Raw genomic sequence first — 13,815 nt, forward strand, 5'->3', positions numbered from 1 at the left:
TCACAACGTGACGAGGAAAATCCGGAATACGTGATGACAGTACGCTGCGCGAGGATGTGAAGGAACTATCTTTTCCATCAATACTTTGCTGAAAAATGAAAATTCGTCGTCGCGCGGTGGTGGAAAAGGTTTTCGTCTGTGCCCGGTTCTGACTACAATAGCCGCCATTTCGACCCCCTTATACTGGATAACAACACGCGTATGCGCCTGCACAATCATCGTCTTGAACTTCTTAGTCCTGCCCGCGACGCCGGTATCGCTCGCGAAGCGATCCTCCACGGCGCCGACGCCGTTTATATCGGTGGGCCTGACTTTGGCGCTCGTCACAATGCCAGCAACAGCCTGAGCGACATCGCCGGTCTGGTGCCTTTTGCCCATCGCTATGGCGCCAAAATCTTTGTTACGCTGAACACCATTCTGCATGATGATGAGCTGGAGCCGGCGCAGCGGCTGATTACCGATCTTTATGAGGCGGGCGTTGATGCGCTGATTGTGCAGGATATGGGGATCATGGAGCTGGATCTGCCGCCGATTGAGCTGCACGCCAGCACCCAGTGCGATATCCGCAGCGTGGAAAAAGCGAAATTTCTCTCCGACGCTGGCTTCAGCCAGATCGTGCTGGCGCGTGAACTGAATCTCAGTCAGATCAAAGCCATTTACGATCATACCGACGCGACCATTGAATTCTTTATTCATGGCGCGCTGTGCGTGGCTTATTCCGGTCAGTGCAACATTTCGCACGCCCAGACCGGACGTAGCGCCAACCGGGGCGACTGCTCGCAGGCTTGCCGCCTGCCGTATACTCTGAAAGACGATCAGGGACGGGTGGTGGCCTATGAAAAACATCTCCTGTCGATGAAGGACAACGATCAGACCGCCAACCTGGCGGCGCTGATCGACGCCGGGGTACGTTCCTTCAAAATTGAAGGCCGTTACAAAGACATGAGTTATGTGAAAAACATCACTGCGCACTACCGTCAAATGCTGGATGCCATTATCGAAGACCGCGGCGACCTGGCGCGCGCCTCGGCAGGGCGCACCGAGCACTTTTTTATTCCGTCTACCGATAAAACCTTCCACCGCGGCAGCACCGATTACTTCGTCAATGCCCGTAAAGGCGACATCGGCGCCTTTGATTCGCCGAAATTTATCGGGCTGCCGGTGGGCGAAGTCTTGAAGGTGGGTAAAGACCATCTTGATGTCGAAGTGAGCGAACCGTTAACCAACGGCGATGGCCTTAACGTGATGATCAAGCGTGAAGTGGTGGGCTTCCGTGCCAATACCGTGGAGAAAACCGGCGAAAATCGCTATCGGGTGTGGCCGAACGAGATGCCGGCGGATCTGCACAAAGCGCGTCCGCACCAGGCGCTTAACCGTAACCTCGATCACAACTGGCAGCAGGCGCTGCTGAAGACCTCCAGCGAACGCCGCATCGCCGTGGACGTTACGCTGAGCGGCTGGCAGGAACAGCTGGTTCTGACCATGACCTGTGAAGATGGCGTTAGCGTGACCCATACACTCGACGGGGAGTTCGCCGAAGCCAACCAGGCAGAAAAAGCGCTGGCCAATTTGCGTGACGGTGTCACAAAACTGGGGCAGTCCATTTACTACCCGCGCGAGGTGCAGGTCAACCTGCCGCCGCTGTTTGTCCCCAACAGCCTGCTCAACCAGCTGCGTCGTGAAACGGCTGAAATGCTCGATGAAGCGCGCCTCAACGCCTGGCAACGCGGCACCCGCAAGCCGGTCTCCGTACCGCCGCCGGTCTATCCGGAAACCCATCTCTCCTTCCTCGCCAACGTCTATAACCATAAGGCGCGGGCCTTTTACCAGCGCTATGGCGTACAACTGATTGACGCCGCCTATGAAGCGCACGAAGAGAAGGGCGATGTGCCGGTGATGATCACCAAACATTGTCTGCGGTTTGCCTTCAACCTCTGTCCGAAACAGGCGAAAGGCTCCATCAAGAGCTGGAAAGCCACGCCGATGCAGTTGATCCACGGCGATGAAGTGCTGACCCTGAAATTTGACTGTCGCCCGTGCGAAATGCATGTCGTCGGGAAGATTAAAAATCACATCCTCAAAATGCCGCTTCCCGGGAGCATCGTCGCCTCCGTCAGCCCGGATGAGCTGATGAAGACCCTGCCGAAACGCAAAGGGGCCTGATCCAGCACGACGCTACTGGCAGTGAGGCGCCCGCGGTTTGCGCGCATCCTGCCAGCGGTGATGCTCGCGCAGGTCGGCGGCAGCCTCCTCGCACTGACTGCGAAGCTCATCGCTGTCCGCCTCGTGCAGCAGCTGCTGTTCGAGGCTTTGTACCGGAAAGTAATCGTGCCCCTGACGATGGGCCAGCAGATGTCCTGAAAAAAGCGCGCACAGCAACAGCAGCGCGCTCATGCTTCTCCTCAACATACCTTTTCTCTGCGAATCAATGGCGTGGGCTTACTATGCCAGGCGCTGTGCAGGTTTTTTTCTCGGCTTCTCAAAGAAGGGCAAGATTTTGTCAACGGTGGCTGAAGGACAGTGAAAAAAAGCCTGGCGCAGAAGGCCAGGCCTGAGGGATTACGCTTTTGGCGGCAGCGGTTTCCCGCTGTGATCGCCGCCTGCGGCTGCTTGCCGTCACGCTGCGGCTGTTTGCCGTTGTGTTGCGCTTGCTTACCATCGTGTTGGCCGTTTTTCGCCGGCGGTTTACCCTGATGCAGCGCGCCTTTTTCTGGCGGCGGCGGCGGGTTGTCGGCAGCGAAAGCCCATGACGATATTCCCAGTGTCATTACGGCAGAGAGTAAAGCTAACTTCTTCATAGCAATATCCTTTCTTCTGATGTATCGCCGTATTTCATCAGGCAAAAGTGAAGATAAGATGGAGAAGTCCCTTTTCGGACTTCTCTGCATCCCACTCAGACTTTTAGCCCTGCGGCGGTCATCAGCAGGCGAAACAACAGGCTGATGGCGGCCAGCGTCAGTACGCTGCCTCCCCAGATCGCGATCAGCCACAGCAGACGTTTAGGCCAGGCAGTATGCATCAGTGATATCCCTCCCCAGGCTGAACTTTGCCGCGGAACACGTAATAGCTCCAGCAGGTGTAGCCAAGAATGACCGGAATAATCAGCAGTGCGCCCACCAGCATAAAGCCCTGGCTTTGCGGGGGTGCGGCAGCCTGCCACAGCGTGATGGCCGGCGGGATAATATGCGGCCAGATGCTTATCCCCAGTCCGCTAAAGCCGAGAAAGACCAGGCCCAGCGTCAGCGTGAAGGGCGAAACATGGCGGTCGCGCTGATGCAGCGTGCGCCACAGCCAGCCGCTGATAAGGATCACCAGCAGCGGCACCGGCAGCAGGAAATAGAGATTCGGCAGGCTGAACCAGCGGGCGGCAATTGCCGGGTGCGCCAGCGGAGTCCACAGGCTGATGACGGCAAACACCGCCAGCAGGGCAACCAGCAGCTGCCGCGATGCGCTGCGCATCCGCTGCTGCAGCGCGCCTTCGCTTTTCATCACCAGCCAGGTGGCGCCGAGCAGCGCATAGGCCACGCACAGCCCGAGTCCGCAAAACAGGCTGAACGGGGTCAGCCAGTCAAACATGCCGCCGCTGAAGGCGCGACCGCTGACGGTGAAACCATTGATCACCGCCCCGACCACCACGCCCTGGCTGAAGGTCGCCAGCAAGGAACCGCCAAAAAAGGCGCGATCCCAGAAGGGCCGGTGCGACGGTGTGGCCTGGAAGCGAAACTCAAAGGCGACGCCGCGAAAAATCAGGCCGATCAGCATCAGGGTCAGGGGGATCGACAGGGCGTCGATTATCACCGCGTAGGCGAGGGGAAAAGCGCCAAACAGACCGGCGCCGCCCAGTACCAGCCAGGTCTCATTGCCATCCCACACCGGGGCGACGCTGTTGACCATCACGTCACGCTCGGTGCTGCCCCGTACGGTGCCAAACAGCATGCCGATGCCCAGATCAAAGCCATCCATGACGATGTACATCAGCGTGGCAAAGACGATAATCACGAACCAGATCACCGATAATTCGATACCCATTAGCGGGACTCCTTCTGCAGATAACCTTCAGTGGCGGCGGACAGTGGGCGGGCTGGCGTACCGGTTGTCGCGGGCTGCACCTCCTGCGGCCCCTTGCGGATCAGACGCAGCATATAGCTGTAGCCGACGCCGAAGACGGCGCTGTAGACCACGATAAAGGTCAATAAACTGACCGACATATGCAGGTCACCGTGAGCGGAAACGGCGTCTGCAGTGCGCTGAACGCCATACACCACCCATGGCTGACGGCCCACTTCGGTGGTCACCCAGCCAGCGAGAATAGCAATCAGTCCTGAAGGGCCCATCCACAGCGCAAAACGCAGAAAGGGCCGTGAATGGTACAGTCGGCCGCCGCGACGCAGCCACAGGGCCAGTACGCCGAGCAGGAGCATCAGCATGCCAAGACCGGCCATCAGGCGAAACGACCAGAACACCACGGTAGCGTTCGGGCGATCCTCAGGAGCGAACTCTTTCAACGCCGGCACCTGTTTATCAAGGCTGTGGGTGAGGATCAGGCTGCCCAGGGCCGGGATCTCAAGCCCGTAGCGGGTGCGCTCCTGCGCCATATCAGGCCAGCCAAACAGCAGCAACGGCGTTGGCTCGCCCGGCGGGTTTTCCCAGTGGCCCTCAATGGCGGCTATTTTCGCCGGCTGGTGTTTCAGGGTATTCAGACCATGCATATCGCCGATCAGCGCCTGGACGGGGGCAACCAGCAGCGTCATCCAGAGCGCCATAGAGAACATCTTACGGATCGCCGGCGACTGATTGCCGCGCAGCAGATGCCAGGCCGCCGAGGCGCCGACAAACAGCGCGCTACTGAGAAACGCCGCCACTGTCATATGCAGTAAGCGGTAGGGGAATGACGGGTTAAAGATCACCGCCAGCCAGTCGACGGGCACCACCTGGCCATCGACGATCTCAAACCCTTGCGGGGTCTGCATCCAGCTGTTAGAGGCGAGGATCCAGAAGGTCGAGATGATGGTGCCCAGCGCCACCATACAGGTGGCGAAAAAGTGCAGCCCCGGCCCCACGCGGTTCCAGCCGAAGAGCATCACTCCGAGAAAGCCTGCTTCCAGAAAGAACGCTGTCAGGACTTCATAGGTCAGCAGGGGGCCGGTAATGCTGCCCGCGAACTGAGAGAAACCGCTCCAGTTGGTGCCGAACTGATAGGCCATCACCAGCCCGGAAACCACCCCCATGCCGAAGTTGACGGCGAAGATTTTTGACCAGAAGTGGTACAGCGAGCGCCAGGTGGGATTTTTGCTTTTCAGCCACAGGCCTTCGAGTACCGCCAGGTAGCTGGCCAGCCCAATGGTGATGGCGGGAAAGATAATATGAAATGAGACCGTAAAGGCGAATTGAATTCGCGCAAGATGGAATGCATCAAGACCGAACATGCAGGACTCCACAACAAAATTGATTCAGCGCAATTTTAGGCAGGGAAGAGGCAAGGGGGCAGAAGCAGTCCGGCCATTTTTTATCATAACAGTTGGCCGCTGTTATGATTTTTCACCCTCCAGCCAAACCGGGGTTCCGGATGCCGTACGGTAGCCGTATTTATCCTGTCGAGATTAACAGCCCTTTTGGGCTTAATTTATTTTCATTCATTAGTATGAGAATCAGTAAAACCGATGAGCCGGTTAATAGTGAATTAAAAAATATTAAATTGTCGAGACATTAGACAGTTCGTACTGTATTCACTGGATAATAAAAAAAGGGAATGCCAATGTCTGAAAAAGGATTACAGAGTCTGTGCATTACGCTCGGCGTGATGATTATCTTTTGGTTTGCGTTAATCTCGCTATTCTGGGTGGTGATATTTTAAACCCGTCTCGTCCTGACGGCGGCAACGTGGACGCTTCAGGTATAACAGTTACAGGAAACTATTATTTTTTTATAACTGATATATGATAAAGGGAGGTTAACGTACGGGGACGGCCGCAATGAAAAAGTATCAACAGCTGGCGCAGCAGCTGACCGAACAGATCGCGCTTGGCGTCTGGTTGCCTGGCGATCGGCTGCCGTCGCTGCGCGAGCAGGTGGTCAGCAGCGGCATGAGCTTTATGACCGTCAGCCATGCCTATCAACTGCTGGAAAGCCAGGGGCGCATCGTCGCCCGTCCACAGTCGGGTTATTATGTCGCCCCCCAGCCGGTGAAGCTCCGGCAGCCGTCGCCACCTGCCCTGGTGACCCGCGATGAAGCTGTCGATATCAATACCTATATCTTTGAGGTGTTACAGGCCAGCCGCCAGGCGTCGATGCTACCCTTTGCCTCGGCCTTTCCGGACCCGCGTCTCTTCCCGCTGCAGCAGCTTAACCGCTCGCTGGCGCAGGTGAGCAAAACCGCCACCGCCATGAGCGTCATTGAGAACCTGCCGCCGGGCAATGCGGAGCTGCGGCACGCCATTGCCCGACGCTATGCCCTGCAGGGGATGAACATCTCGCCGGACGAGATCGTCATTACCGCCGGGGCGCTGGAGGCGCTTAACCTCAGCCTGCAGGCGGTGACCGAGCCGGGCGACTGGGTGGTGGTGGAAAACCCTTGTTTCTACGGCGCCCTGCAGGCGCTGGAGAGGCTGCGCCTGAAGGCGCTGTCGGTGGCGACCGACGTCAAAGAGGGCATTGACCTGACGGCGCTGGAAGCGGCCCTGCAAAATTACCCGGTCAAGGCCTGCTGGCTGATGACTAACGGACAAAACCCGCTCGGCTTCACCCTTAGCGCCGAAAAAAAAGCGGCGCTGGTGGCGCTGCTGGCGCGCTATAACGTGATGCTGATAGAAGATGATGTCTACAGCGAGCTTTACTTTGGTCGCGAGAAACCGTTACCGGCGAAATACTGGGATCACCAGGATATGACGCTGCACTGCAGCTCGTTTTCAAAATGTCTGGTGCCCGGGTTTCGTATCGGCTGGGTGGCGGCTGGCAAACAGGCGCGGCGGATCCAGCAACTGCAGCTGATGAGTACGCTCTCCACCAGCTCGCCGATGCAGCTAGCCCTGGTGGATTACCTGTCTACCAAGCGCTATGACGCCCACCTGCGCCGTTTGCGCCGCCAGCTGGCGGAGCGTAAACAGCTGGCCTGGCAGGCGCTGCTGCGCCATCTGCCGCCAGAGGTTATCATCCACCACAGCGACAGCGGCTACTTTCTGTGGATTGAACTGCCGGAAGGGGCCGACGCCAGTGAGCTAAGCGCCCGGGCGCTGGCCTCGCACATCAGCATTGCCCCGGGAAAAATGTTCTCCACCTCCGCCAGCTGGACCTCGTTTTTCCGTTTTAATACCGCCTGGGGCTGGGGAGAACGCGAAGAGCAGGGGGTGAGGCGGCTGGGTGAGCTTATTCGTGAGCAGCTTACCTGACGACTCAGGCTATTTTTCGTCGCCATCAACTCTCGGCAAAAATAAACGCGGGTGAGTTTTTATCAAGGCCGGTCATTATTTTACCGGCGCTCACCATAGGAAATACGCATACCCCTCCTTTTTCTCTAACTCGTTGTCTATAATCCATAAAGTTCTGCTTGTGTTGGCGATTTTTGCGTAATGCGTCCCGGGTCACAACCTGAATAAATTCCCCAGGGGGCGTTAATCCGCTGACTACCCTTATTTCAGGAGATATTTTTACGGCACGGCTGCCGCTAATTACCTTGTGACAGGAGTAACACCTGATGAGCAAAAAAATTGCCCGTTGCAGCCTTTATGTGCTGAGTATGGCCTGTTTGACCGTGCAGGCGGCGGAGCCACTCACCTCGCTGGATAAACCGGAAGGGCGGCTCGATATTATTGCCTGGCCGGGGTATATCGAACGCGGCCAGACTGACAAGCAGTACGACTGGGTCACCCAGTTTGAAAAAGAGACCGGGTGTCAGGTTAATGTCAAAACCGCCGCTACCTCTGACGAGATGGTCAGCCTGATGGCCAAGGGGGGCTACGATCTGGTGACCGCGTCGGGCGATGCTTCACTGCGTCTGATCATGGGCAAACGCGTTCAGCCGATTAACACCGCGCTGATTGCCGGCTGGCGCACCCTCGACCCACGCATTGCGCAAGGGGCATGGTTTAACGTCGGCGGTAAAGCCTATGGCACGCCGTATCAGTGGGGGCCGAACCTGCTGATGTACAACACCCGCGTATTCCCGACGCCGCCGGACAGCTGGAGCGTGGTCTTCGTTAAACAGAACCTGCCGGACGGCAAAACCAATCAGGGACGCGTGCAGGCCTATGATGGCCCGATCTATATCGCTGACGCCGCGTTGTTCGTTAAAGCCACCCAGCCGCAGCTGGGCATTAAAGACCCCTATCAACTGACCGAAACCCAGTATAACGCGGTGCTGAAAGTACTGCGCGACCAGCAACCGCTGATCCATCGCTACTGGCATGACGCCACCGTGCAGATGAACGACTTCAAAAACGAAGGGGTGGCCGCCTCCAGCTCGTGGCCCTATCAGGCCAACGGCCTGAAGGCTGAAGGCCAGCCCATCGCCACCGTGTTTCCGAAGGAGGGGGTGACCGGCTGGGCGGATACCACCATGTTGCACAGCGAAGCGAAGCATCCGGTCTGCGCCTACAAATGGATGAACTGGTCGCTCACGCCGAAGGTGCAGGGCGATGTGGCGGCCTGGTTCGGCTCGCTCCCGGTGGTGCCAGAGGGGTGTAAAGCCAGCGCGCTGCTCGGTGATAAAGGCTGTGAAACCAACGGCTATGACCAGTTTACCCGGATCCACTTCTGGAAAACGCCGGTTGCCGAAGGCGGAAAATTCGTGCCCTACAGCCGCTGGACTCAGGACTATATTGCGATAATGGGCGGCCGCTAAGGACGGGAGGCAGACAATGACGTACGCGGTCGAGTTTCAGAATGTTTCGCGCCTGTACGGCGATGTGCGGGCCGTCGATGGGGTTAGCATAGGCATTCGCGATGGTGAATTTTTCTCGATGCTGGGGCCCTCCGGTTCGGGCAAAACCACCTGCCTGCGGCTGATTGCCGGTTTCGAGCAGCTCTCCGGCGGCACCATCCGTATTTTCGGTCAGCTGGCCAGCGAACTGCCGCCCTGGCAGCGGGATGTGAATACGGTGTTCCAGGACTATGCGCTGTTTCCCCATATGTCGATCCTCGACAACGTCGCCTACGGCCTGATGGTCAAAGGCATGGCGAAGAAAGCGCGCCATGCCCGCGCCCAGGAAGCGCTGGAAAAGGTGGCCCTTGGTTTTGCTCATCATCGCAAGCCTTCTCAGCTCTCCGGCGGCCAGCGGCAGCGGGTCGCTATTGCCCGGGCGCTGGTGAACCAGCCGCGGGTGCTGCTGCTCGATGAGCCGCTGGGCGCGCTGGATTTGAAGCTGCGCGAGCAGATGCAGGTGGAGCTGAAAAAGCTGCAGCAGTCGCTGGGGATCACCTTCATCTTCGTGACCCACGACCAGAGCGAAGCGTTGTCGATGTCAGACCGCGTGGCGGTGTTTAACAATGGGCGCATCGAGCAAGTGGATGCGCCGCAGGATCTCTATCTGCATCCGAAAACCGCGTTTGTCGCTGGCTTTGTCGGCACCGCCAACGTCTTTGAAGCCGAGGCGGCCCGGCGATTGTGCGGCATGCCGGGCAGCTGGTCGCTGCGTCCGGAGCATGTTCGCCTGCAGGGCGGCGGCGAGGTTCAGGTACAGGGCGTGGTGCAGGCGGTACAGTATCAGGGGGCGGCGACACGGATTGAGCTCAGGCTGGCGGAGGGGGACAAGCTGCTGGTCAGCCAGGCGAATATCGATGGCGCGGCGGCAGCCAGCGCCCCGCGGATGGGGCAAACGGTGCTGGCGTCATGGTCGCGGTCAGCGATGACCCCGCTGGAAAGCGGAGGCTGAGATGACCATGACGATGATTCCTGCGCAGACCGGGCGCGTATCCGGGATCTTCTGGCGTCGGCCAGCATTGGGCCTGTTTTTACTGCTGCTCGGGCCGCTGATGTGGTTTGGCATCGTCTATCTGGGATCGCTCCTGACCCTGCTGTGGCAGAGTATTTATACCTTTGACGACTTCACCATGTCGGTGACCAGCGACTTTACGCTGGCCAACCTGCGGGCGCTGTTCAACCCCGCCAATTACGACATTATTGTCCGTACCCTGGTGATGGCCCTGAGTGTGACGCTCGGCAGCGCCATTCTGGCGCTGCCGATGGCCTGGTACATGGCTCGCTATACCAGCGGCAAAATGAAGGCTTTCTTTTATATCGCGGTGATGTTGCCGATGTGGGCCAGCTATATCGTCAAAGCCTACGCGTGGGTACTGCTGCTGGCCAAAGATGGTGTGGCGCAGTGGTTTCTGGGCCATCTTGGACTGGAAGGGGCGCTGAATGCGCTTCTGACCGTCCCGGCGGTCGGCGGCAACACCTTGTCCACCTCCGGGCTGGGACGCTTTCTGGTGTTCGTCTACATCTGGCTGCCGTTTATGATCCTGCCGGTGCAGGCGGCGCTGGAGCGCATTCCGGGCTCCTTGCTGCAGGCGTCGGCCGATCTTGGCGCCGGGCCACGACAGACCTTCCGCTATGTGGTTCTGCCGCTGGCTATCCCCGGCATTGCCGCCGGATCGATTTTCACCTTCTCGCTGACGCTGGGCGACTTTATCGTGCCGCAGCTGGTCGGGCCGCCGGGGTACTTTATCGGCAACATGGTCTACTCACAGCAGGGGGCGATAGGCAATATGCCGATGGCGGCGGCGTTCACCCTGGTGCCGATCGTGCTGATTGCCCTTTATCTGGCGTTCGTGAAACGTCTGGGAGCCTTCGATGCACTCTGAACGCGCACCCTGGTATCTGCAACTGGCGACCTGGGGCGGAGTGGTGTTCCTCCACTTCCCGCTGCTGATCATTGCCATCTATGCTTTTAATACGGAGGATGCGGCCTTCAGCTTTCCGCCGCAGGGGCTGACGCTACGCTGGTTTAGCGAGGCAGCAGGGCGTAGCGATATTCTCGAATCCGTGACGTTGTCACTTAAAATTGCCGCCCTGTCGACGGCCATTGCCTTAGTACTTGGCACGCTGGCTGCAGGTGCCCTGTGGCGCAGCACTTTTTTTGGTAAGAATGCGGTATCGCTACTGCTGCTGTTACCGATCGCCCTGCCGGGGATCATTACCGGCCTGGCGCTGCTGACGGCGTTTAAAGCCGTCGGTCTCGAGCCAGGGCTACTGACCATTGTGGTGGGGCACGCGACCTTTTGTGTGGTGGTGGTGTTTAACAATGTCATCGCCCGCTTTCGTCGGACCTCGTGGAGCCTGGTGGAAGCCTCGATGGATCTGGGCGCGACCGGCTGGCAGACCTTTCGCTACGTGGTGTTGCCCAATCTGGGATCGGCGCTGCTGGCGGGGGGAATGCTGGCCTTCGCGCTGTCGTTTGATGAAATTATCGTCACTACTTTTACCGCGGGGCATGAGCGTACATTGCCGCTGTGGTTACTGAATCAGCTGGGGCGGCCGCGCGATGTGCCCGTCACCAACGTTGTCGCGCTGTTGGTGATGCTGGTAACGACGATACCAATCTTAGGGGCCTGGTGGCTCACCCGTGACGGCGATAACGACGCCGGAAACGGGAAATAAAACCATGAAACAGGATAATGCTATGCAACACAACCTTTTGATAAACGGTAAGTTAGTGGCAGGTGAAGGCGAAAAGGTGCCGGTATACAACCCTGCGACCGGCGATGTGATCCTGGAGATTGCCGAAGCGACAGCGGCCCAGGTCGATGCCGCCGTTGAGGCGGCGGATCGGGCGTTCGATGCCTGGAGCCAGACAACGCCGAAAACGCGCTCGGAATGTTTGCTGAAGCTGGCGGACGCCGTCACGGCGCAGGCGGAGACCCTGGCGCAGCTGGAGTCGCTGAACTGCGGCAAGCCGTTGCACTGCGTGATTAACGATGAGATGCCGGCCATTGCGGACGTCTTCCGCTTCTTCGCCGGCGCCGCCCGCTGCCTGCCGGGAATGGCCGCCGGAGAGTATCTCGAAGGGCATACCTCAATGATCCGCCGCGACCCGGTGGGCGTGGTGGCTTCCATTGCTCCGTGGAACTATCCCCTGATGATGGCGGCCTGGAAGCTGGCCCCGGCGCTGGCGGCAGGCAACTGCGTGGTGATAAAACCCTCGGAGATCACTCCCCTGACGGCGCTGAAGCTGGCGGAGCTGGCAAAAGATATCTTCCCCGAAGGGGTGATCAACGTGCTGTTTGGCCGCGGCAAAACGGTAGGCGACCCGCTGACCTCGCATGCCAAAGTGCGAATGGTTTCGCTGACCGGGTCGATTGCCACCGGGGCCCATATCATCAGCCATACCGCCTCGTCGATCAAACGCACCCACATGGAGCTGGGCGGCAAGGCGCCGGTCATTGTTTTTGACGACGCGGATATCGATGCGGTAGTCGACGGGGTACGAACCTTCGGCTTTTATAACGCCGGCCAGGACTGCACGGCTGCCTGCCGGATCTACGCTCAGCAGGGTATTTACGACCAACTGGTGGAGAAACTCGGGGCGGCGGTGGCCAGCCTGAAAATGGGCGCGCCAGAGGATGCCTCTACCGAGCTGGGACCGCTGAGCTCGCTGGCGCATCTTGAAAGGGTCAGTGCCGCAGTGGAAGCCGCAAAGGCACTGCCGCATATTAAAGTGGTCACCGGCGGTCGCCGGGCTGACGGCGCGGGCTATTACTTCCAGCCGACGCTGCTCGCTGGCGCCCGGCAGGAAGACGGCATTGTGCAGCGCGAAGTGTTTGGCCCGGTGGTCAGTGTGACGCCTTTCAGCGATGAAGCGCAGGCCCTGAGCTGGGCGAATGATTCCCAGTATGGTCTGGCGTCCTCAGTATGGACGAAAGATGTAGGCCGCGCCCACCGGCTTAGCGCCAGGCTGCAGTATGGCTGCACATGGGTCAACACCCACTTTATGCTGGTGAGTGAAATGCCGCACGGCGGCCAGAAACTGTCGGGCTACGGAAAGGACATGTCGATGTATGGCCTTGAGGATTACACCGTGGTCCGCCATGTCATGGTTAAGCATGGCTAAAGCATTGACCCTGTAGTGGCTGGCGATGATTGCGCGACGGTTGTGTTAGTTCGCTAATAGTCACAATGGCAAAAATTGTCAAAACTCTGCGAGGGGGATATGAGATTATTCTGATGCCCCTTCAAGAGCTAAGCCAATGTGAGTGCCGGAGATAAGCGCCGGATGGGGTCCGCCAGTCACCCAGGGCGCGTTGCGCCCGGCGGGTGAGGCGACAACGTCGCGGTTCGCGAGCGTATCCCGGCCTCTGCCTGTTGGCAGGGGCTTTTTTATGCCCGCCGCGTCGCGGGATGAAGACCGAATGGCCATCAGGAAACGCATCGTCTGCCCGCCATTCAGCGCTTGGTTTTTTTGCTCGGTAAACTGGCGCTACGACGGTCACGAATATAGGAAATAAGATTATACACCGCCGCGACCAGCAGGATCAGCGCGATGACCAGCGTGATGATTCCGGACATATCCACCTCGAAATATAAAAAGCGCCCTGGCGCCAAAACATTACCAATAGTTATGAATGTAAGTATTATCTGAAGGGAAGGCAAATGATATTTGTTGTCATTTAGCGCTATTTTTGGCGATTAACCGCGAGATCCACAATGAAGGGTTTATGTAACAACGGTTTGTAGCGGCCTTTTATCGTATTAAGATGGAGGCCCAGCACGGAATATCGCATTTTTGGTGAACGCGGCGACAATCTTTTCCCCCTGAGAACGGGGACATATTATCTTTATCAGACCAATCGAATTGCCCTGAACCGAAATTATTTCACGACTAT

The 13,815-nt window shown here is 58.3% G+C and carries 13 protein-coding genes and 1 pseudogene; 7 read left to right on the forward strand and 7 right to left on the reverse strand.

Annotation, left to right across the window (positions count from 1 at the left end; translation table 11 throughout):
* Positions 1-168: a hypothetical protein gene (locus tag CWM53_RS19745; RefSeq protein ID WP_165785099.1), complete on the reverse strand. Its 168-nt coding sequence runs from the start codon at positions 166-168 to the stop codon at positions 1-3.
* 33 nt (positions 169-201) lie between these two features.
* Here CWM53_RS19745 and CWM53_RS19750 point away from each other — a divergent pair, with 33 nt between their 5' ends.
* Positions 202-2,163: a peptidase U32 family protein gene (locus CWM53_RS19750; RefSeq protein WP_100729601.1), complete on the forward strand. Its 1,962-nt coding sequence runs from the start codon at positions 202-204 to the stop codon at positions 2,161-2,163.
* Positions 2,164-2,175: 12 nt separating this feature from the next.
* On the opposite strand, the gene CWM53_RS19755 is transcribed toward CWM53_RS19750, so the two are convergent.
* From CWM53_RS19755 to CWM53_RS19775, 5 genes and pseudogenes are all read right to left on the reverse strand, one after another.
* On the reverse strand, positions 2,176-2,409 hold the full coding sequence (locus CWM53_RS19755) for a DUF2554 family protein (protein ID WP_061154416.1): 234 nt from the start codon (positions 2,407-2,409) through the stop codon (positions 2,176-2,178).
* Between the two features lie 150 nt (positions 2,410-2,559).
* Positions 2,560-2,798 (reverse strand): annotated as a pseudogene (locus CWM53_RS19760) (hypothetical protein).
* Between the two features lie 95 nt (positions 2,799-2,893).
* The gene (locus CWM53_RS19765; RefSeq protein ID WP_048271748.1) at positions 2,894-3,019 is read right to left on the reverse strand and encodes a DUF2474 domain-containing protein; all 126 of its coding nucleotides are present in this window, start codon (positions 3,017-3,019) and stop codon (positions 2,894-2,896) included.
* The gene (gene cydB, locus CWM53_RS19770; RefSeq protein WP_008804677.1) at positions 3,019-4,029 is read right to left on the reverse strand and encodes a cytochrome d ubiquinol oxidase subunit II; all 1,011 of its coding nucleotides are present in this window, start codon (positions 4,027-4,029) and stop codon (positions 3,019-3,021) included. The genes CWM53_RS19765 and cydB overlap by 1 nt, the downstream gene beginning before the upstream one ends.
* Entirely contained in the window at positions 4,029-5,426 is a 1,398-nt protein-coding gene (locus CWM53_RS19775) for a cytochrome ubiquinol oxidase subunit I (protein WP_100729603.1), read from the reverse strand. Before CWM53_RS19775 ends, cydB begins: the two co-directional genes overlap by 1 nt.
* 546 nt (positions 5,427-5,972) lie before the next feature.
* Here CWM53_RS19775 and CWM53_RS19780 point away from each other — a divergent pair.
* The 6 genes from CWM53_RS19780 to patD all read left to right on the forward strand — a co-directional run bounded on the left by CWM53_RS19780 (position 5,973) and on the right by patD (position 13,043).
* Complete coding sequence (locus CWM53_RS19780; protein WP_100729604.1) at positions 5,973-7,385, forward strand: PLP-dependent aminotransferase family protein; 1,413 nt, start codon at positions 5,973-5,975, stop codon at positions 7,383-7,385.
* A gap of 305 nt (positions 7,386-7,690) precedes the next feature.
* Positions 7,691-8,836: a putative ABC transporter substrate-binding protein YdcS gene (gene ydcS / locus CWM53_RS19785; protein ID WP_100675509.1), complete on the forward strand. Its 1,146-nt coding sequence runs from the start codon at positions 7,691-7,693 to the stop codon at positions 8,834-8,836.
* Between the two features lie 16 nt (positions 8,837-8,852).
* The gene (locus CWM53_RS19790; RefSeq protein WP_100729605.1) at positions 8,853-9,866 is read left to right on the forward strand and encodes an ABC transporter ATP-binding protein; all 1,014 of its coding nucleotides are present in this window, start codon (positions 8,853-8,855) and stop codon (positions 9,864-9,866) included.
* A 1-nt stretch (position 9,867) separates the two neighbouring features.
* Positions 9,868-10,797 carry an ABC transporter permease gene (locus CWM53_RS19795; protein ID WP_100729606.1) on the forward strand — a complete coding sequence of 310 codons (930 nt, stop codon included), beginning with the start codon at positions 9,868-9,870 and terminating at the stop codon, positions 10,795-10,797.
* Positions 10,787-11,593 carry an ABC transporter permease gene (locus CWM53_RS19800; RefSeq protein WP_008804683.1) on the forward strand — a complete coding sequence of 269 codons (807 nt, stop codon included), beginning with the start codon at positions 10,787-10,789 and terminating at the stop codon, positions 11,591-11,593. Before CWM53_RS19795 ends, CWM53_RS19800 begins: the two co-directional genes overlap by 11 nt.
* A gap of 22 nt (positions 11,594-11,615) precedes the next feature.
* On the forward strand, positions 11,616-13,043 hold the full coding sequence (patD, locus tag CWM53_RS19805; protein ID WP_100729607.1) for an aminobutyraldehyde dehydrogenase: 1,428 nt from the start codon (positions 11,616-11,618) through the stop codon (positions 13,041-13,043).
* Positions 13,044-13,375: 332 nt separating this feature from the next.
* Here patD and CWM53_RS31240 read toward each other — a convergent pair whose 3' ends face one another.
* Positions 13,376-13,498 (reverse strand): small membrane protein, encoded by a 123-nt coding sequence (locus tag CWM53_RS31240; RefSeq protein ID WP_004175940.1) that lies wholly within the window; start codon positions 13,496-13,498, stop codon positions 13,376-13,378.
* Between the last annotated feature and the right edge of the window lie 317 nt (positions 13,499-13,815).

This window comes from Klebsiella sp. A-Nf5 (assembly GCF_002810545.1).
Lineage (GTDB): Bacteria > Pseudomonadota > Gammaproteobacteria > Enterobacterales > Enterobacteriaceae > Klebsiella > Klebsiella variicola.